Genomic DNA, 17,954 nt, shown 5'->3' on the forward strand with positions numbered 1-17,954 from the left:
GCCCCGAAGGGACCAGATCACCCCAACTTGTCACCCGAAGGAGCGACGTGACCTATGGGGGGTGTGGGGGGGGCAAACCCTCCGCACCAGGGGCGCGCAGAACTGCGCGACGAGCGACAGAGCGCCCGCAGCCGAAACTGATACCCAGCCCAGGCGCGCTAACTCCGCAACACCGCTCCCGTACGCTCCCCCGCGAGAGCAACAGCCGCGTCCCGGGCCGCAGACGCCTCGTCGACGGTCAGCGTCCGGTCAGCAGCCCGGAACCGCAACGCGTAGGCCAGCGACTTCCGCCCCTCCCCCAGCTGCTCGCCGCTCTCGTACACGTCGAACAACCGAATGGACTCCAGAAGCACCCCGGCGCCCTCGCGCAGCGCCGCCTCGACGTCCGAGTGCGGAACCTCGCGTGCGACGACCAGGGCGACATCCTGCGTGGCGACCGGGAACGTCGAGATCTTCGGCCCCTTGGGCACACCCGAACCCGCCGCTTCCAGCTCGTCCAGGTTCAGCTCCATCGCGCAGGTGCGCGCCGGCAGACCCAGAGCCTTCAGCACCCGGGGGTGCAGCTCACCGGCGTACCCGATGACCTCCTCGGCGCCGTCGGCCACGACAACCAGCTCGGCACAGCGGCCGGGGTGCCACGGGCCGTACTGCCCAGCGCGGACGAGGAGTTCGGTGCCCGCCTCGTGGGCCAGGCTCCGTGCCGCCTCGATCGCGTCGGCCCAGTCGGCCGGGCGGCCCCTGCCCCACCAGCCGGCCTGCTCGCGGGCGCCCGTGAGGACGACGGCGGCGTGCCGGGGCTGGACGGGGAGCGCGGCCGTGAGGGACGCGGTCTCCTCGTCCGTGGGACGCCGGTCGACCGGGAGACGCCCGGCGATCAGCAGTTCGTCCTGCGGATGGAAGACCAGCCCCGTCTCGAACAGGGCCAGGTCGTGGCTGCCCCGCCCGTCGTTGCGGCGCAGCGCGCCGAGCAGGCCCGGCAGCAGCGTCGTACGGAGTGCGGGCTCCTCGTCGGAGAGCGGGTTGGCCAGTTTGACGACCTTGCGCTTGGGGTCGTCGGAGTCCAGGCCGAGCTGGTCGAAGACGTGCTCGCCGATGAAGGGGTAGTTCAGTGCCTCGACGTAGCCGGCCCCGGCCAGTGCCCGGCCGACGCGGCGGTGCAGGCGCTGCCGGTCGGTCAGGCCGCGGCCCGCGGGGGGCTTGGGCAGGGTGGAGGGCAGGTTCTCGTAGCCCTCCAGACGGATGACCTCTTCGGCGAGGTCGTTGGGGTCCGTCAGGTCGGGGCGCCAGGACGGGACGGTGACGATCAGCTCGTCCTGCCCGTACACGTCGCAGCCGACCTGCTGGAGACGGCGTACGACGGTCTCGCGGCCGTAGTCGACGCCCGCGACCCTGTGCGGGTGGTTCGCCGGGATGGAGATCGTGCGCGGCGCGGACGGCGAGATGACCTCGGTGACGCCCGCGTCGGCGGTGCCGCCCGCGAGGAGGACCAGGAGGTCCACCGTGCGCTGGGCGGCGGCGGAGGCGGCCTGCGGGTCGACGCCGCGCTCGAAGCGCTTGGACGCCTCGGAGGCCAGCTTGTGGCGGCGGGCCGTGCGGGCGATGGTGATCGCGTCGAAGTGGGCGGCCTCGATGACGACCTCGGTGGTGGTGCCCTCGGTGTCGTCGATCTCGGTGTTGGCGCCGCCCATGACGCCCGCCAGGCCGATGGCGCCGCGGTCGTCGACGATGAGCAGGTCCTCGGCGTCCAGCGTGCGTGTCACGCCGTCGAGGGTGGTGAGCTTCTCGCCCGGCTCGGCCCGGCGCACACCGATCGCACCCTGGACGCGGGAGCGGTCGTACGCGTGCAGGGGCTGGCCCAGCTCCAGCATCACGTAGTTGGTGATGTCGACGGCGAGCGAGATCGGACGCATGCCCGCCTTCTGGAGGCGGCGCCTGAGCCAGATCGGGGACTGCGCGTCGGGGTCGAGCCCGGTCACCGTGCGGGCGGTGAAGCGGTCGCAGGCGAACGGGTCGGCGACCTCGACCGGGTAGCCGTACGCGTTCGGGGCCGGTACGTCGAGCAGCGCCGGGTCGCGCAGCGGCAGACCGTAGGCGATGGCGGTCTCGCGGGCGATGCCGCGCAGCGAGAGGGCGTACCCGCGGTCGGGTGTGACGGCGATGTCGAGGACCTCGTCGACGAGCTGGAGCAGCTCGATGGCGTCGGTGCCGACCTCGTGCTCGGGCGACAGGACGATGATGCCGCCGCTCCCGTCGTCGCCCATGTCCAGCTCGTCGCCGGAGCAGATCATGCCGTGCGAGGTGTGGCCGTACGTCTTGCGCGCGGCGATCGCGAAGTCGCCGGGCAGGACGGCGCCCGGGAGGACCACGACGACCTTGTCGCCGACGGCGAAGTTGCGCGCGCCACAGACGATCTCCTGGGGCTCACCGGTGCCGTTGGCGGTGCCGACGTCGACCGTGCAGAAGCGGATCGGCTTCTTGAAGCCCTCCAGCTCCTCGATGGTCAGCACCTGGCCGACGACCAGAGGGCCCTTGAGACCGGCGCCGACCTGCTCGACGGTCTCGACCTCCAGGCCGACCGAGATGAGCTTCTCCTGGACGTCTCGGCCGGTCTGAGTCGCCGGCAGGTCGACGTACTCCCGCAGCCAAGAAAGCGGGACCCGCATCAGATCTCCATCCCGAACGGCCGGGTGAACCGGACGTCACCCTCGACCATGTCTCGCATGTCTTCGACGTTGTGGCGGAACATCAGCATCCGCTCGATGCCGAACCCGAAGGCGAATCCGCTGTACTTCTCGGGGTCGACGCCGCACGCGACGAGCACGCGCGGGTTGACCATGCCGCAGCCGCCCAGCTCGATCCAGCCCTCGCTGGAGCAGGTCCGGCAGGGGCGGTCGGGGTTGCCGACGGACGCGCCCTTGCAGACGTAGCAGAGCATGTCCATCTCGGCGGACGGCTCGGTGAAGGGGAAGTAGTTGGGCCTCAGCCGCGTCTTCATGTCCGAGCCGAAGAGCGACTGGACCATGTGGTCCATGGTGCCCTTGAGGTCGGCCATGGTCAGGCCCTCGTCGATCGCCAGCAGCTCGATCTGGTGGAAGACCGGGGTGTGCGTGGCGTCGAGTTCGTCCGTGCGGTACACGCGGCCGGGGCACACGATGTAGACGGGCGGCTCACGGTCGAGCATGGAGCGGGCCTGCACGGGCGAGGTGTGCGTCCGCAGCACGACACCGGACTCGTCGCCGACGGTCCCCTTGGGGCCCTCGACGAAGAAGGTGTCCTGCATCTGCCGGGCCGGGTGGTCCGGGGTGAAGTTCAGGGCGTCGAAGTTGAACCACTCCGCCTCGGCCTCGGGGCCCTCGGCGACCTCGTACCCCATGGAGACGAAGACGTCCGCGACGCGCTCCATGAACGTGGTCAGCGGGTGGCGGGCGCCGGCCTGCCCGCGGTCGTACGGCAGTGTGACGTCCACCGCCTCCTCGACCAGCACCCGGGCGTCCCGCTCGGCCTCCAGCTCGGTCTGGCGGGCGGCGAGCGCCTTGCTGACGGCGCCCCGGGCCTGGCCGACGAGCTTGCCGGCGGCGGCCTTGGCCTGCGGGGGCAGCGCGCCGATCTCGCGGTTGGCGAGGGCCAGCGGCGAGGTGCCGCCGGTGTGGGCGACCTTGGCCTCCTGAAGTGCGTCGAGGGAGTCCGCGGCGGCGAAGGCGGCGAGCGCCTCGTCCCGCATGCGCTCGATCTCTTCCGGTTTCAGGGCCTCGACCTCTACAGGGTCGTACGACTTGTTCGGTGCCGACATCTCTTCCCGTGCTTCCGGTTGGCTTGGCGGATGGTCCCCGTCTACGGCTCGGAGACGAATGGTCCACAGAGAGGGACGCAAAGGTGCCAAAGGCCGAGTCTAACGGGGGTGAGGTGGAGGAACGCGCCCGCGGGGCCTCGTCGGCGTTACTGAAGGTACGCCGGGGTGCTCACGGGCAGCATAAATCGGAACTCGGCGCCGCCGCCGGGAGCGCGGCCGACCGTGATGGAGCCGCCGTGGGCCTCGACGATGCCCTTGACGATGTAGAGCCCTAGGCCCGTGCCACCACGCTTGCTGCCCCGCCAGAAGCGGGTGAAGACGCGGTTCATGGACTCCTCCGGGATGCCGGGCCCCTCGTCGCTCACCGTGACCGACGTGGCCGTGTTCTGGTCGGCGTCCCCCTCACGCGGGGACAGCGCGGCCGTGACGTCGATGGTGACGGTTCCCTCGCCGTGGCGCACCGCATTTTCCAGCAGGTTGCTGAGCACCTGGTCGACCTTGTCGGGGTCCGCCCAGAGGGCCGGCAAGGGCTGTTCCATCCGGAGCAGGAACCGGTCGGCGGGCTGCCCCGAGGCCACGTACGCCTGGATGTGCCGTCCGACGGCGGCGCCCATGTCGACGGGCTGGCGGCGCACTTCGAGCCGACCGGAGTCGATGCGCGAGATGTCGAGCAGTTCGGCGATGAGCCGGGTGACGCGGTCGGCGTCGGCGTCGACGGTCTCCAGCATCAGTTTCTTCTGGTCGTCGGTGAACCGCTCCCACTTCGCGAGCAGGGTCGCGGTGAAGCCCTTGACGGAGGTGAGCGGCGAGCGCAGCTCGTGGGCGACGATGGCGATCAGCTCGGCGTGGCTGCGCTCGGTGCGGCGGCGGGCCTCGGTGTCACGGAGCGAGACGACGACCCGGCGGACCGGTCCGGTGGGGCGCGTACGGAGGTAGCGCGCCGAGACGAGCACTTCGCGTCCGCCGGGCAGCAGCAGGTTCCGCTCCGGCTGGCCGTTCCGGATCGCGAGACCGCCGTACGGGTCGGTCAGCCCCCACCAGCGGCGCCCTTCCAGGTCCTCTAACGGAAGGGCCCGTTCGAGCCGCAGGCCCAGGGCGTCGGCGGCGGGGACTGCGGTGATGCGCTGGGCGGCGGCGTTGAAGCAGATCACCCGGCCGTGCTCGTCGGCGACGACGAGGCCGTCGGGCAGGTCGTCGGGGTCGATGCCGAGCCCGGCTCCGAATCCGGCTCCGGCTCCGGCTCCGGGCCCAGCGGGATCACCGTGCCGGGAGGCGGGTTCACTCCGCAATTCCCGTGCCCCCAGTGTTCCGCTCGTGCCGACAGTCATCCCCGTACCCCACCTCTCGGACTGGCGCAGTGGGCCCCCGAGCCCGTCACCCTACTAGCTCTCGGTGACGGAGCGGCACCCTCCGGAGGCGCGCTGTGCACGGGCGGACGCGTAGAGACATACGGCGGCGGCGGTCGCCAGGTTCAGGCTTTCCGCCTTTCCGTGGATCGGAACGCGCACGACGGCGTCGGCGAGCGCGCGCGTCTCCTCCGGAAGCCCCCAGGCCTCGTTCCCGAACACCCAGGCGGTGGGCCCGCCCATGGCCCCCTTGTCCAGCTCGTCGTCGAGGTCGTCCGTGCCTGCGCCGTCGGCGGCGAGAATCCGTACGCCGGCCTCCCTGAGTCCGGCCACGGCCTCTTCCACGGGCACCCCGACGGCCACCGGCAGATGGAACAGGGAGCCCACGGAGGCCCGTACGGCCTTGGGGTTGTACAGGTCCACGGAGGCGTCGGTGAGAACGACGGCCTCGGCTCCGGCGGCGTCCGCGCACCGCAGCACGGTGCCGGCGTTGCCGGGGTCGCGCACGTTCGCGAGGACGGCGACGAGCCGGGGCCGCGCCTTGAGGATGTCCTCGAACGGGGTGTCGAGGAACCGGCAGATCCCGACGAGCCCCTGCGGAGTGACGGTGGTGGAGATGCCGGCGATCACGTCCTCGGTGGCGAGGTGCACGCGGGCGCCGGCACCGCGCGCCTCCCCGATGATGTCGGCGTACCGCTCCGCGGCCTCGACCGTCGCGAACAGCTCGACCAGAGTGTCCACCTGCCCGGCCGCCTCCCGCACGGCCTGCGGCCCCTCCGCGAGGAACAGCCGGTCCTTCCCCCGGAAGTTCCGCTTCGCGAGCCGCCGCGCGGCGGAGACGCGGGCGGAGCGCGGGGAGATCAACTCGGGGGTGGCGGGCATGGGGCACCTTTGAGGTCGAGTGGGATGGATGACACCTGAGAACTCGGGTGCATCGGTTGACTGGCGGGTACGGGTCCGGCTGGGCTTCTCGCGCGGTTCCCCGCGCCCCTGAAAGACACGGCCCTGCGGGCCGAAGCGGGAGGCGCAGCCCCTGCTCTTCAGCGCGCGTGGCTGTGACATTCGCGGCTTTGCCGCGGGGCGCGAGCAGCCCCCACCCACCCGCACCCGACAACGCACCCGAAAAACGCCCGGACCCGCAGGCGGCGAACACCTGCGGGTCCGGGTCACATCACACGCGGTTCAGGCCGGCGCGAGCGTCACGCAGCCTTCGGCGCGTTGACGTCCGACGGCAGGGCCTTCTGCGCGACCTCGACGAGCGCGGCGAACGCGCCGGCGTCGTTGACGGCCAGCTCGGCCAGGATCTTGCGGTCGACCTCGATGTTCGCCGCGTTCAGACCCTGGATGAAGCGGTTGTAGGTGATGCCGTTGGCGCGGGCAGCGGCGTTGATGCGCTGGATCCACAGCCGGCGGAAGTCGCCCTTGCGCTTCTTGCGGTCGTTGTAGTTGTAGACCAGCGAGTGGGTGACCTGCTCCTTGGCCTTGCGGTACAGGCGCGAACGCTGACCGCGGTAGCCCTTGGCGGCCTCGAGGATCGCCCGGCGCTTCTTGTGGGCGTTTACTGCCCGCTTGACGCGTGCCACTTGTTAACTCCTTGCAGCGGGGCCGCGGTTGTTGTCACACGGCCCGGATTTCGACAGGGTCCCGGTCTTCGGACGTACGTACGGCGCTCGGGCGCCGGTATGTCACTTGCCGAGAAGCTTCTTGATCTTCTTGGCGTCGCCCGGGGCCATCTCGGCGTTGCCGGTGAGGCGACGCGTCAGACGGGACGACTTGTGCTCGAGCAGGTGGCGCTTGCCGGCACGCTCGCGGAGCACCTTGCCGGAGCCGGTGATCTTGAAGCGCTTGCTGGCACCGCTGTGCGACTTGTTCTTCGGCATAGCGCCGTTCTCTCCTCGTCAGTGGCGTCCCGGTGCCCGGTCGTGAAACCGGGCACGGTGAACGTCATGTGTATGGGTTGGCATCCCAGGGCGTGAGCCCCGGGATCAGACCTCGGCGGATGCCTCGGCCGGAGCCTCGGCGGCCTCCTCGGCAATGTCCACGTCGTCGTCGATGTCCTCGTCGACTCCGTCGCTCTCCGCGGCGTTCTGCGACTTGCCCGGGTTGGCCTTCGCTTCCGCCTTGCGGGCCGCCTGGGCCTCACGGGCCTCGGCCATCGCCTCGGTCTTCTTCTTGTGCGGACCGAGAACCATGATCATGTTTCGGCCGTCCTGCTTCGGGTTCGACTCGATGAACCCGAGGTCCTCGACGTCCGAGGCGAGCCGCTGCAGCAGTCGGTAGCCCAGTTCGGGCCGGGACTGCTCGCGACCACGGAACATGATCGTGATCTTGACCTTGTCGCCCTGCTTGAGGAACCGGACGACGTGACCCTTTTTGGTGTCGTAGTCGTGCGGATCGATCTTCGGCCGGAGCTTCATTTCCTTGATGACCGTGTGCGCCTGGTTCTTGCGCGCCTCACGGGCCTTCATGGCCGACTCGTACTTGAACTTCCCGTAGTCCATGAGCTTGCAGACCGGCGGGCGAGCGCTCGCCGCCACCTCGACCAGGTCGAGGTCGTACTCCTGCGCAAGCTCCAGGGCCTTGGCAAGCGGAACAATCCCGACCTGCTCGCCGCTGGGACCGACAAGTCGCACTTCGGGAACGCGAATCCGGTCGTTGATGCGGGGCTCGGTGCTGATGGATCCTCCTCGGTAGCACCACACGGCGGTCTGGCGGACCGTCGCGTATGTCTCTGATGACAGTGGGACCAACTACCGGGACACATGAAAAATGCCCCGACGGGACACAGGCGGGGCTCCAAAGCAATACCGGAGCACCGCCGCGGTCAACCGCGGGGCGCACATCGGGCGACTCCATCGTCCGTACGGAACGATGGTGGCCGCCTGACCGGGTGACCCGCCGTCCGTAAGGGCGGTCGGGTGGGAGTTCGGAGCCTCCACTTGTGGGCCGGGCACGCAAGTGTCCAGCCGGTCGTTACAAAAGGCTAGCACCAAGTAGGAGGTGGCGCGAACCGTCGGGTACACGGCGCCCGCACAAAGGGGCCGGGCCCTCGGGGCCTATCGTGTGGGTCATGAGTGAGACCCCTCCCCAGAGTGACTCCCCGGGTGCCGACTTCGACGCCATGACCCGCGACATCGCCGAGGTCCCGGCGGTCGAGGTGATCGTGACGGTCGCCGTGAACCTGATGAGCGCCGCCGCCGTGAAGCTCGGTCTGACCGACGAGGGCGACAAGTACAAGGACCTTGACGAGGCCCGCAAGCTGGTGCACGCCCTCGCCGGTCTGCTCGACGCGAGTACGACGGAGATCAGCTCCTTCCACGCGGCCCCGCTGCGCGACGGCCTGAAGTCGCTCCAGCTGGCCTTCCGCGAGGCGTCCCTCGTCCCGGACGACCCGGGCCAGGGGCCCGGCGAGAAGTACACGGGCCCGGTCTACGGCTAGGCGACGGGTCGGGAACGCACGTAAAGGGGCTCGCCGGGCGGCGTCGCTCCGGCCGGCAGCAGTGCCAGGTCGAGGCCGCGCACCAGGCGGGCCCTGAGCGTTTCGTCGGCGGCGAGGCGCCCGGCGACCGCACGGGCGGCGTCGGCCGGGAGCGCGGCCGGGTCCAGTACGAGGGCCAGGGTGCCGTCGGCCTGCCCCGGGCCCAGGTGTGCGCGGACCACGGCGGGCTCGGCGGCCACGACGGCCCGTACGGCGTCGACCACGGCGGGATCGGCGAGCGGATCCGCCGTCGTACGTCCCTCGGCCAGGGCGAGCAGCGCGGGCCCGGTCAGCTCGTAGGGCACGGGACCGGCCAGGTCGAGCACGATGGTGTCCGCCTTCTCGTGCGCGGCGGCCTGGATGGCCTGGCGCAGGGGTACGGCGACGGGGCGGGCGGCGGGGTCCCAGCGGGCCAGCGAGTCGGTGGACGTGAAGGCCGGGAGGGCGGTCCGGTCGCCGGCCTTCAGGGTCGGTACGGCCATGTCGCTGGTCTTCTCGTGGCGCAAGCCGTTCTCGTCCTCCTCGACCTCCCCGAGCACGGCGACGACGGGGACGAGCAGCCGGGCGCCCCTGAGCGCGGCCAGTACCGGTCCGACGGCGCCTCGGTCCTCGGCCCAGGCCGCCAGCGCGGCGCTCAGCCGGGGGTCGGCGCTGCCGTCGTCGTCGGGGAACGCGGAGTCGGGAATGTTCTTGTTCGCCACGGTGACCGACCCTATCGGGGGATCGCTCCTGGGCTTTCGCCGCCCCGGAAACCTGCCGTTCACCGGATTCACCGACTTCTCAGTCATCCCTGACACGCATCTAACATTCGTCTAATCAACCGCACAGCCGGGGCCACCAGCATCACGGCATGGCCTCTGAGAGAGCTCCCCGCCGCCGGTCGTTCGTCTACGTCGTTCTCGCCTCCGCGGTCGTCATGGGCGGCACGGGTGTGGGCACCGCGTATGTGAAGGCACAGGCTCACGCGGACGTGGGCCGCGTTTCGACGGCGGCGGCAGCGCCCGTGGCGGCCGGAACGAGCGAGGAGGCGTCGATGGAACCCGTCGCGGAGCCCACGGTGGAACCGGGCACGCTGCTGTCCGAGGTGATGAAGCCGGTGACGGCGGCGGCCGAGGACGGGGCCGAGGTGTCCGTGGCCGTGCTCGACCTCGAGTCGGGCGCCAGTGCCACCTACGGGGACGGGGCGTTCGACACGGCGAGCATCGTCAAGGTCGACATCCTGGCGGCGCTGCTGCTCCAGGCGCAGGACGAGGACCGGAGTCTCACGGCGCAGGAGAAGCGCTACGCCACCTCGATGATCGAGGTCAGCGACAACGCTTCGGCGTCGGCACTGTGGACGGCCATCGGGAAGGCGGAGGGGCTCGCCGCCGCCAACAAGCGCTTCGGACTGACGGACACCGAGGGCGGCACCGGCATGCTGTGGGGCCTGACCCAGACGACGGCGGCCGATCAACTCACCCTGCTCCAGCAGGTGTTCGCGAAGAACGGGGAGGCGTCGGAACTGAGCGGGGCGTCCCGGACGTATCTCCAGGGCCTGATGGGCTCCGTGGCCGACGACCAGGACTGGGGAGTGTCGGCCGCAAGTACCACGGGTGGTCACGTCGCCCTGAAGAACGGGTGGTTGCCGCGTACGGCGACCGGGCTGTGGGACATCAACAGCATCGGGCGGGTGACGGCGGCGGACGGGCGGGAGTTCCTCATCGCGGTGGTGTCGAACGGCAACACGACGAAGACGAAGGGGGTTTCGCTGGTGGAGTCGGCGGCGCGGGCGGCGGTTTCGGTGTTCGACAGCGCGTCCACGGACGCAGACACGGGCAGGGCCACGGCTGCTGCAGGTGCCACGGGGTCCGGTACCGCTGCCGGGTCCTGACGGGCCGTCAGATCACCGCCGGGCTCAGAAGTCGTCGTCGTACGAGTCGTGGACGGCGCGGTCACCCGCCCTGCGGCGACCGCGCCACAGTGGGACCGCCGCGACCAAAAGCACGACACCGAGGCCGCCGGCGACAGGACCCGCCCAGCCGACGCCGTCGTCCTCTTCGGGGGCCACGTCCGGGCCCGCGCCGAAGTACTCCTTGCCGTGGGCAGTCGACTTGAGCTCTTCCGGCTTGAGCTTGCCTGCCGCCTTGAGGGCCGCCGCGGGGTCGATGAAGCCGTGGCCGCGGGAGTCGTCCCGGCCGCCGGCCGGTTCGTTCCGGGCGGTGTCCTCCAAAAGCTTCTTGATCTGTGCCGGGCTCAGTCCGGGGTGGGCGGCCTTGATGAGGGCGACGGCGCCCGAGACGAAGGCGGCGGCGGCGCTCGTGCCCCAGCCCTCGTAGTAGCGCTGGTCGGGGGCGGCGATGACGACGTCGACGCCGGGGGCACTGACCGTGGCGTACCAGCGGCGGGTGGAGAAGGAGGCGCGGGTGCCGTACTTGTCGACGGCCGTCGCGGCGATGACGCCCGGATAGGCGGCCGGGTAGGAGATGTGGTCGCCCTTCTCGCCGCCGTTGCCGGCCGAGGCGACGACGACGGCGCCCTTCTTCAGGGCGTACTGGACGGCCTCGTCCTCGGCGGGCTCGGGATGCGCGGACTTGGAGTCGTCGCCGAGGGAGAGGTTGATGACGTCGGCGCCCTGGTCGGCGGCCCAGCGGATGCCTTCGGCAAGGGCGTTGCCGCGGGTGTTGCGGGCCTTGCCACGGGCGGAGTCGCCGTCTTCGAGGATCACACGGATGGGCAGGATCTTCGCCTGGGGGGCGATGCCCATCACACCGTCGGCGTTGCCGTAGCCGTGTCCGTGACCGGCGATGATGCCGGCCATGGCGGTGCCGTGCTTGGCCCAGAACTCGTTTCCCCTGCTCGCCCCGAAGCCGACCATGTCCCTGCCTTCGAGGACGTTGCCGACGAGATCGGGGTGGTCGGCCTCGACGCCGGTGTCGAGCACGGCGACCGTGATGCCCTTGCCCTTGGTGATTCGCCACGCCTCCTGTGCGTGCATGGCGTCCAGGGCCCACTGCTGGGCCCGGATGCCGTCGGCGTACGCGGTGGTGGTGGGCAGGAGGGCGAGGGAGCCTGCGAGAAGGAGGACGAGGAGCCCACCGCGGGCTGTGCGGGCCCGGGTCATGACGGCTGCTTCGTGGGCGAGCTGACGGTCTTGCGGAGGGCCCGCTCGACGCGGTCGGCCAGACCCTTCGCCTCGTGGCCGAGGCCCGCCTGGGCGACGGCCGTGGTGGTGCCGGACGCCATGGCGTCCTCGGCGGGCTGCGGGGCGTCGACGCCGCGGCCGTCGGACCAGCCGGAGACGGCGTAGGTGACGACGGGTGCGTCGGTGAGGACGGAGATGGTCCAGGAGGCGCGCTGGGCGTCCGTGAAATCGTCGGCGACGGTGTTCTTCGCGGCGTAGGGGCGGGGCATCAGGTCGGTACGGCGGTCGAGGTTCTCGTCGCCGAAGCGGGTGCGCAGGGCGCGCATCGCGGTGTCGTCCGCCTTGGTGAAGAGCAGTCCGACGGTGGTGACGTAACTCTGGGTCTCGTCGGTGTAGGTGGCGCGCAGGAGGCGCTGGCAGCCGACGGGCGCGAGAGCCTTGCGCAGCAGCGGGTCGAAGGCGTCGGCGCAGCCGGTGTCCGGGGCGACGGCGATCCGGATCCAGGTCCGGTCGGCGCCGCCGGGGCCGGCTCCGTCGCCCTCGACGGTGGGCGGGAAGAGCTGGTCCACGGGGACGCTGTGCCAGAGGGTCCCGGCCGCGGTGAACGCGGTGCGCGCACCGGCATCCGCCGAACCGTCCCCGGTCAGCCAACTCCCTGTCAGCGCACCGCCGATGAGCCCGAGCCCGAGCACGGCACAGGCTGCGGCCAGCACCGCCCGCCCGCTGAAGGGCCGGAACCGCGTCTCACCGCCGTACACGTCGGGCTGCGCGAGCGAGACGACGGGCCGCCCGGGACCGACGGCGCTGGTGTCGCCGTAGGAGGCGGAGCTCCAGGACAGGGCGGGGTCGGGCACGCCGGAGCCCGGTGGCGCGTTCGGGGGGCGCGGGGGGTCGGCGGGCGCCGGGGGCATCCCGGCGGTATCGGGACCGCCGCTCGACGTCCGGGGCGGGTCCGGGGGGTACGGACGGCCGACGGGAGCGGAGGACGCGTTCGCGGGGCGAGAAAAGCCGGCGGGCGCTGGGGGCATGTCGGGGGCGACGGGACGGCTGCCCGAAGTCCGGGGCGGGTCGGCCACAGACGGCTCGGGGAGATACGGACGGCCAACCGGGGCAGAGGCCGCCGAAGACACGTCGGCAACGCTTGGACGGCCGCCCGACACCCGGGGCGCCTCCGCCACAGACGGGTCCACGAGATACGGACGGCCGACCGGGGTGGAGGGTCCTGTGTCGGCGCGCGGAGGGTCAGGGGGCTGTGAGGGCATCTCGGTGGTGCCCCGGCCGCTGCCCGACGGGCGGGACGGGTCCGGGAAGTATGGGCGTCCGGCGGGGGGCTGGGCCGGCGCGTGCGGGCCGCCGGTCCTGGGTTCGGCCTGAGACACGTCGGTGGAGCGGGCCTGGTGACCGGCGCTCGGTCGGGCGTTCGGGGCGGGGGGCGTGTCGCCGGTGTGCGCCCGGTCGACCGGGCGGGGAGGGGCGGCCGACGGGGTCTTGCGGAGGCGCCTGGTCGTCTCCGACTCGGTGTCGGCGGGGACGGTCGGGCGCCAGGGCGCCACGGGCGGCTGGTGGGTCGGGAGCGGCGGCAGGTCGGGCCGGGGGCGCGGCGGCGCCGGGGTGCGGCTGACCGGTGGCGCGTCGGGAAGCCGGGCCGAGGAGGGCGGCGGGGGCGGGGCTATGGGGTCGGTGGCGTCACGGAAGGGGGCGCGCAGGTGCGGGTAGGGGGGCGGCGCCCCGTCTCCCGCGGCGCGCGGCGTCGGTGCGGCGGCTCCCGGCGCACCGGGAGCCGTGGAGCGAGAATCCGTCACGCCGGGATCGGCCGCGCGCGAAGGCGACGAGCCGGAAGGCGCCGAGCCGGTAGCCGTACCAGGCGTACGGGCGCCGTCGAGGTCCGAAGCGAACGACGGCGCACGGAACGTACGAGGCGCACCGGGCGTACTCGCACCGTCGGAGTCCGACGAGGGCGACGGCACACGGGGCGTGCCGGGCGTTTGCCCGGGCGTGCTCGACGCGCCGCCGGTCGTGCCGGGGCGGTCGCCCGTGCTTCCCGTGCCGTTCCCTGCAGCCCCCGGCGGGTCTCCCGCCGTTCGCAGTCCGCCGTCCCCGGAGTCCGCCGTACTCCGCGCGCCGTCTGCCGCACCCGGGGCCTCCCCGGCCGTCTCGCCCGTCGCCTCCGTGACGGGCGGAGTGGCCGGGCGCGGGGGAATGGAGCCGCGGCGCGCTTCCGTGCTCATGGCCCTCCCCGTTTCCTCGTACCGGCAGCAGGGCCGGCGGAGTCCGTGCGGCGCGGGACGCGGCCGTCCCGGCACGCATACCCGCGCGGGCGGGGCTCTCATCCGGGCGCGTACCTCCGCGCGCGGTGGCTCCTCCCTGCGTGAGGCGTCACTCTACGGGTTGACACCCACCGAACGGGAACCAGTCCGCAGCACCGCGGCTTCTGCCCGGATCGTCCCCCTACCCTGCGGTAATCGTGTCTGACAGGCTTCGTTCATGACTGTCCGCGCCGCTGACCGGGCCCGCTTCGACCGGGCCACCGCTCACCTCGACGCACCTCTCGCGATCGTGGACCTGGAGGCCTTCGACGCCAACGCCGACGATCTCGTGCGGCGGGCCGCGGGCAAGCCGATCCGGGTCGCCAGCAAGTCCGTACGCTGCCGGGCCCTGCTCGAACGCGTACTGGCCCGGCAGGGCTTCGCGGGCATCATGTCGTTCACCCTCGGCGAGTCCCTCTGGCTCGCCCGGTCGGGCTTCGACGACATCCTGCTCGCCTACCCGTCGGCGGACCGCAAGGCCTTCGCCGAGCTGACCTCCGATCCGAAACTCGCCACCGCCGTGACCGTCATGGTCGACGATCCGGCCCAGCTCGTGTTCATCGACGACGCACGTGACGGCGGACGCGAAGTCGTGCGCGTCTGCCTGGAGTTGGACACCTCCCTGCGGCTCCTCGGCGGGCGGGTGCGTGTCGGGGCCCGGCGGTCGCCGCTGCGCTCCCCCGCCCAACTCGCCGAACTGGCCCGGACGATCGCCCGGCGCCCCGGCTTCAGACTCGTGGGGATCATGGCGTACGAGGGTCACATCGCCGGGGTCGGGGACTCGGTCGCCGGACGGCCGGTGCGTTCGCGGGCGATCCGGCTGATGCAGGCCAAGGCCCGGCGGGAGCTGGCCGAGCGGCGCGCGGTGGTCGTGCGCGCGGTGCGGGCCGTCGCGCCGGACCTGGAGTTCGTCAACGGCGGCGGTACGGGCAGCGTGCAGACCACGGCCGCCGAGGACGCGGTCACCGAGATCGGCGCCGGGTCCGGGCTCTACGTGCCGCACCTCTTCGACAACTACACGTCGTTCAGGGGGCGTCCGGCCGCGCTGTTCGCCCAGCCCGTCGTGCGGCGGCCGGGCGTCGGGGTCGTCACGGTGCTGGGCGGCGGTTATCCGGCCTCCGGCGCCGCGGGGGCGGACCGGCTGCCGGTGCCGTATCTGCCGGAGGGGCTGCGGTACGACGCACAGGAAGGCCCGGGTGAGGTGCAGACGCCGTTGCTCGGCTCGCCGGCCGACGACCTGCTCGTCGGCGACAAGGTGTGGTTCCGGCATGCCAAGGCCGGTGAGCTGTGCGAGCGGTTCGAGGCGCTGCATCTGGTGGCGGGCGACACGGTGACGGCGACCGTCCCGACGTACCGGGGCGAGGGGCACACCTTCCTGTAGCCCGGCCGGCTCGGTCGGACGGGCCCCGCGATGCTGCTGCCCACTCCCCCGCCGGTGTCGGCGACGAGCGCTTCTGCCGCCGCCGAGAGGGCGGTGCTTCTGGCGCGGCCTCCGCCTCCGCCGGGCTGCGGCGGGGCGGAGGCGTGGGCATGGGCGCTCCGGGTGCGCGCCGGTGCTCGGTCCAGGCCGTGCCGTCCCACCAGCGCTCCATGTGCGGGTCGGTCGGGGCGCGTTACCAGCCGGGCGGCGGCGTGCTCGTTCCGGCACTTCTGGGCGCGCCCCGAGCGGTTCCGTACGTGTTCCGAGGTGTTCCGAAACCCGGCAGACGTACGGCTGTTGCCTACATCGGCGTGACGTAGGCGCCCGCGATGCCACCGTCGACCAGGAAGTCGGTGGCGTTGACGAACGAGGAGTCGTCGCTGGCCAGGAAGGCGACGGCGGCGGCGATCTCGTCGGCCTCGGCGAACCGTCCGACGGGGATGTGGACGAGCCGGCGGGCGGCGCGCTCGGGGTCCTTGGCGAACAGTTCCTGGAGGAGCGGGGTGTTGACCGGCCCCGGGCAGAGGGCGTTGACACGGATCCCCTCCCGTGCGAACTGCACGCCCAGTTCACGGGTCATGGCGAGGACGCCGCCCTTGGACGCGGTGTACGAGATCTGGGACGTGGCCGCGCCCATCCTGGCCACGAACGAGGCCGTGTTGATGATCGAGCCCTTGCCCTGGCGCCGCATGTAGGGGATCGCGGCCTTGCAGCACAGGAAGACGGAGGTCAGGTTGACCTCCTGGACGCGCTTCCAGGCCTCCAGGCCGGTCTCCAGGATGGAGTCGTCGTCGGGCGGCGAGATACCGGCGTTGTTGAACGCGATGTCGACGCTGCCGTAGGTGTCGTACGCCGTCCCGAAGAGCGCCTCGACCTGCTCGGGGTCGGTGACGTCGACCTTGACGAAGATCCCGCCCACCTCGTCGGCGGCGGCCTTGCCGCGTGTCTCGTCGACGTCGCCGCAGACGACATGGGCGCCCTCGGAGGCGAGCCTGCGCGCGGTGGCGAGGCCGATGCCGCTGCCGGCACCGGTGATGACGGCGGTACGGCCGACGAGGCGTCGGCAGACGGCGGCTTCGCCTGGGGAGGTCGTTGTCGTCGATTCGGTCACTGTGCGGGGCCTTCCGTGCTGATGAAGACGTTCTTCGTCTCGGTGAAGGCGGTGAGGGCGTCCGGGCCGAGCTCGCGGCCGATCCCGGACTGCTTGAAGCCGCCGAAGGGGGTCCAGTAGCGCACGCTGGAGTGCGAGTTGACGGACAGGTTGCCTGCCCGGACGGCCTGCGAGACGCGCAGGGCGCGGCCGACGTCCCGGGTCCAGATGGAGCCGGAGAGGCCGTAGTCGGTGCCGTTGGCGAGCGCCACGGCGTCCGCCTCGTCGTCGAAGGGCAGGACGACGGCGACGGGCCCGAAGACCTCCTCGACCGCCACGCGCGCGTGCGGGTCGACGTCGGTGAGGACGGTGGGCGGGAACCAGAAGCCGGGGCCCGCGGGCGCCTCGCCCCGGATACCGGCCAGGTCGTCGCTGACGTAGGCGCGTACGCGGTCCACTTGGGCCCTGGAGATCAGCGGGCCCATCTGGGTCTTCTCGTCCGCCGGGTCGCCGACGAGGACGGATTCGACGGCTGGGGCGAGGAGGCCGAGGAAGCGGTCGTACACGGAGCGCTGGACGAGGATGCGGGTACGGGCGCAGCAGTCCTGGCCGGAGTTGTCGAGGAAGGACATGGGCGCTGCCGCCGCGGCGGCCTCGATGTCCGAGTCGGCGAACACGATGTTGGGGCTCTTGCCGCCGAGTTCGAGGGTGACGCGCTTGAGGAGCGCCGACCCCTTCGCCAGCACCTGCTTGCCCACACCCGTCGACCCGGTGAAGACGATCTTCGCGACGCCCGGGTGTTCGACGAGTGCGTTGCCCGCGACGGGCCCGTGGCCGGGCAGCACCTGGAACAGGCCCTCCGGCAGGCCTGCCTCCAGGGCGAGTTCGGCCAGGCGGAGTGCGGTCAGCGGGGTCGTCTCGGCGGGCTTGAGGATGACCGCGTTGCCTGCGGCGAGCGCCGGGGCCGTCCCCCAGGCAGCGATCGGCATGGGGAAGTTCCAGGGCGCGATGACGCCGACTACGCCGAGCGGTTCGAGGATGGTGATGTCGAGGCCGCCTGCGACAGGGATCTGGCGTCCGGTCAGCCGCTCGACGCCACCGGCCGCGTAGTCGAGCAGGTCACGGACGTTGCCGGCCTCCCAGCGTGCGTTGCCGATGACGTGCCCGGCCTCCCGCACCTCCAACTGGGCCAGCTCTTCGAGGTGTTCGTCGACGGTGGCCGCGAAGCGGCGCAGGAGACGGGCGCGGTCGGCGGGCGCAAGGACCGCCCAGCGCGCCTGTGCGCGCGTGGCCCGTACGACGGCCGCGTCCACGTCCTCGCGGGTGGCGGCGGGGACGGTCGCCACGACGTCCTCGGTGGCGGGATCGAGTACGCGGAGCTCATGCTCGTACGACAAGAAAGG

15 protein-coding genes and 1 pseudogene are annotated in these 17,954 nt (G+C 71.9%); 3 read left to right on the forward strand and 13 right to left on the reverse strand.

The window, feature by feature from the left end; genetic code table 11:
• Positions 1-158: 158 nt before the first annotated feature.
• The 7 genes from pheT to infC all read right to left on the reverse strand — a co-directional run bounded on the left by pheT (position 159) and on the right by infC (position 7,838).
• Entirely contained in the window at positions 159-2,663 is a 2,505-nt protein-coding gene (gene pheT / locus RB628_RS16395; RefSeq protein WP_318321171.1) for a phenylalanine--tRNA ligase subunit beta, read from the reverse strand.
• On the reverse strand, positions 2,663-3,790 hold the full coding sequence (pheS, locus tag RB628_RS16400; RefSeq protein ID WP_318321172.1) for a phenylalanine--tRNA ligase subunit alpha: 1,128 nt from the start codon (positions 3,788-3,790) through the stop codon (positions 2,663-2,665). The genes pheT and pheS overlap by 1 nt, the downstream gene beginning before the upstream one ends.
• Positions 3,791-3,936: 146 nt before the next feature.
• The gene (locus RB628_RS16405) at positions 3,937-5,118 is read right to left on the reverse strand and encodes an ATP-binding protein (protein ID WP_318321173.1); all 1,182 of its coding nucleotides are present in this window, start codon (positions 5,116-5,118) and stop codon (positions 3,937-3,939) included.
• A 54-nt stretch (positions 5,119-5,172) separates the two neighbouring features.
• Positions 5,173-6,018: an RNA methyltransferase gene (locus tag RB628_RS16410; RefSeq protein ID WP_318321174.1), complete on the reverse strand. Its 846-nt coding sequence runs from the start codon at positions 6,016-6,018 to the stop codon at positions 5,173-5,175.
• A 317-nt stretch (positions 6,019-6,335) separates the two neighbouring features.
• Positions 6,336-6,719, reverse strand: coding sequence for a 50S ribosomal protein L20 (gene rplT / locus RB628_RS16415; protein ID WP_019065472.1), 384 nt, complete (start codon positions 6,717-6,719; stop codon positions 6,336-6,338).
• A 102-nt stretch (positions 6,720-6,821) separates the two neighbouring features.
• Positions 6,822-7,016, reverse strand: coding sequence for a 50S ribosomal protein L35 (rpmI, locus tag RB628_RS16420; RefSeq protein ID WP_003947156.1), 195 nt, complete (start codon positions 7,014-7,016; stop codon positions 6,822-6,824).
• 105 nt (positions 7,017-7,121) lie between these two features.
• Positions 7,122-7,838: a translation initiation factor IF-3 gene (gene infC, locus RB628_RS16425; RefSeq protein ID WP_318321207.1), complete on the reverse strand. Its 717-nt coding sequence runs from the start codon at positions 7,836-7,838 to the stop codon at positions 7,122-7,124.
• Positions 7,839-8,206: 368 nt separating this feature from the next.
• On the opposite strand from infC, the gene RB628_RS16430 reads away from it, so the two are divergent.
• Entirely contained in the window at positions 8,207-8,575 is a 369-nt protein-coding gene (locus tag RB628_RS16430; protein ID WP_318321175.1) for a DUF1844 domain-containing protein, read from the forward strand.
• Here RB628_RS16430 and RB628_RS16435 read toward each other — a convergent pair.
• Positions 8,572-9,315, reverse strand: a complete 744-nt coding sequence (locus RB628_RS16435; RefSeq protein WP_318321176.1) for an SseB family protein — start codon at positions 9,313-9,315, stop codon at positions 8,572-8,574. The two genes, RB628_RS16430 and RB628_RS16435, sit on opposite strands and share 4 nt — an antisense overlap.
• Positions 9,316-9,464: 149 nt before the next feature.
• Here RB628_RS16435 and RB628_RS16440 point away from each other — a divergent pair, with 149 nt between their 5' ends.
• The gene (locus tag RB628_RS16440; protein WP_318321177.1) at positions 9,465-10,484 is read left to right on the forward strand and encodes a serine hydrolase; all 1,020 of its coding nucleotides are present in this window, start codon (positions 9,465-9,467) and stop codon (positions 10,482-10,484) included.
• A gap of 24 nt (positions 10,485-10,508) precedes the next feature.
• On the opposite strand, the gene mycP is transcribed toward RB628_RS16440, so the two are convergent.
• Together mycP and RB628_RS16450 are read right to left on the reverse strand one after the other, a co-directional pair.
• On the reverse strand, positions 10,509-11,714 hold the full coding sequence (gene mycP, locus RB628_RS16445) for a type VII secretion-associated serine protease mycosin (protein ID WP_318321178.1): 1,206 nt from the start codon (positions 11,712-11,714) through the stop codon (positions 10,509-10,511).
• Positions 11,711-12,589, reverse strand: a complete 879-nt coding sequence (locus RB628_RS16450) for a hypothetical protein (protein ID WP_318321179.1) — start codon at positions 12,587-12,589, stop codon at positions 11,711-11,713. Before RB628_RS16450 ends, mycP begins: the two co-directional genes overlap by 4 nt.
• Before the next feature lie 1,630 nt (positions 12,590-14,219).
• Here RB628_RS16450 and RB628_RS16455 point away from each other — a divergent pair.
• Positions 14,220-15,422, forward strand: coding sequence for an amino acid deaminase/aldolase (locus RB628_RS16455; RefSeq protein ID WP_318321180.1), 1,203 nt, complete (start codon positions 14,220-14,222; stop codon positions 15,420-15,422).
• 157 nt (positions 15,423-15,579) lie between these two features.
• Here RB628_RS16455 and RB628_RS42635 read toward each other — a convergent pair.
• The 3 genes and pseudogenes from RB628_RS42635 to RB628_RS16465 all read right to left on the reverse strand — a co-directional run.
• Positions 15,580-15,636 (reverse strand): annotated as a pseudogene (locus RB628_RS42635) (DUF2510 domain-containing protein); the annotation flags it as partial.
• Positions 15,637-15,762: 126 nt separating this feature from the next.
• Positions 15,763-16,572, reverse strand: coding sequence for a 3-oxoacyl-ACP reductase (locus tag RB628_RS16460; RefSeq protein ID WP_318321181.1), 810 nt, complete (start codon positions 16,570-16,572; stop codon positions 15,763-15,765).
• Positions 16,569-17,948: an aldehyde dehydrogenase family protein gene (locus RB628_RS16465; RefSeq protein ID WP_318321182.1), complete on the reverse strand. Its 1,380-nt coding sequence runs from the start codon at positions 17,946-17,948 to the stop codon at positions 16,569-16,571. Before RB628_RS16465 ends, RB628_RS16460 begins: the two co-directional genes overlap by 4 nt.
• Positions 17,949-17,954: the final 6 nt, after the last annotated feature.

The sequence above is a fragment of the Streptomyces sp. ADMS genome (assembly GCF_033441795.1).
Lineage (GTDB): Bacteria > Actinomycetota > Actinomycetes > Streptomycetales > Streptomycetaceae > Streptomyces.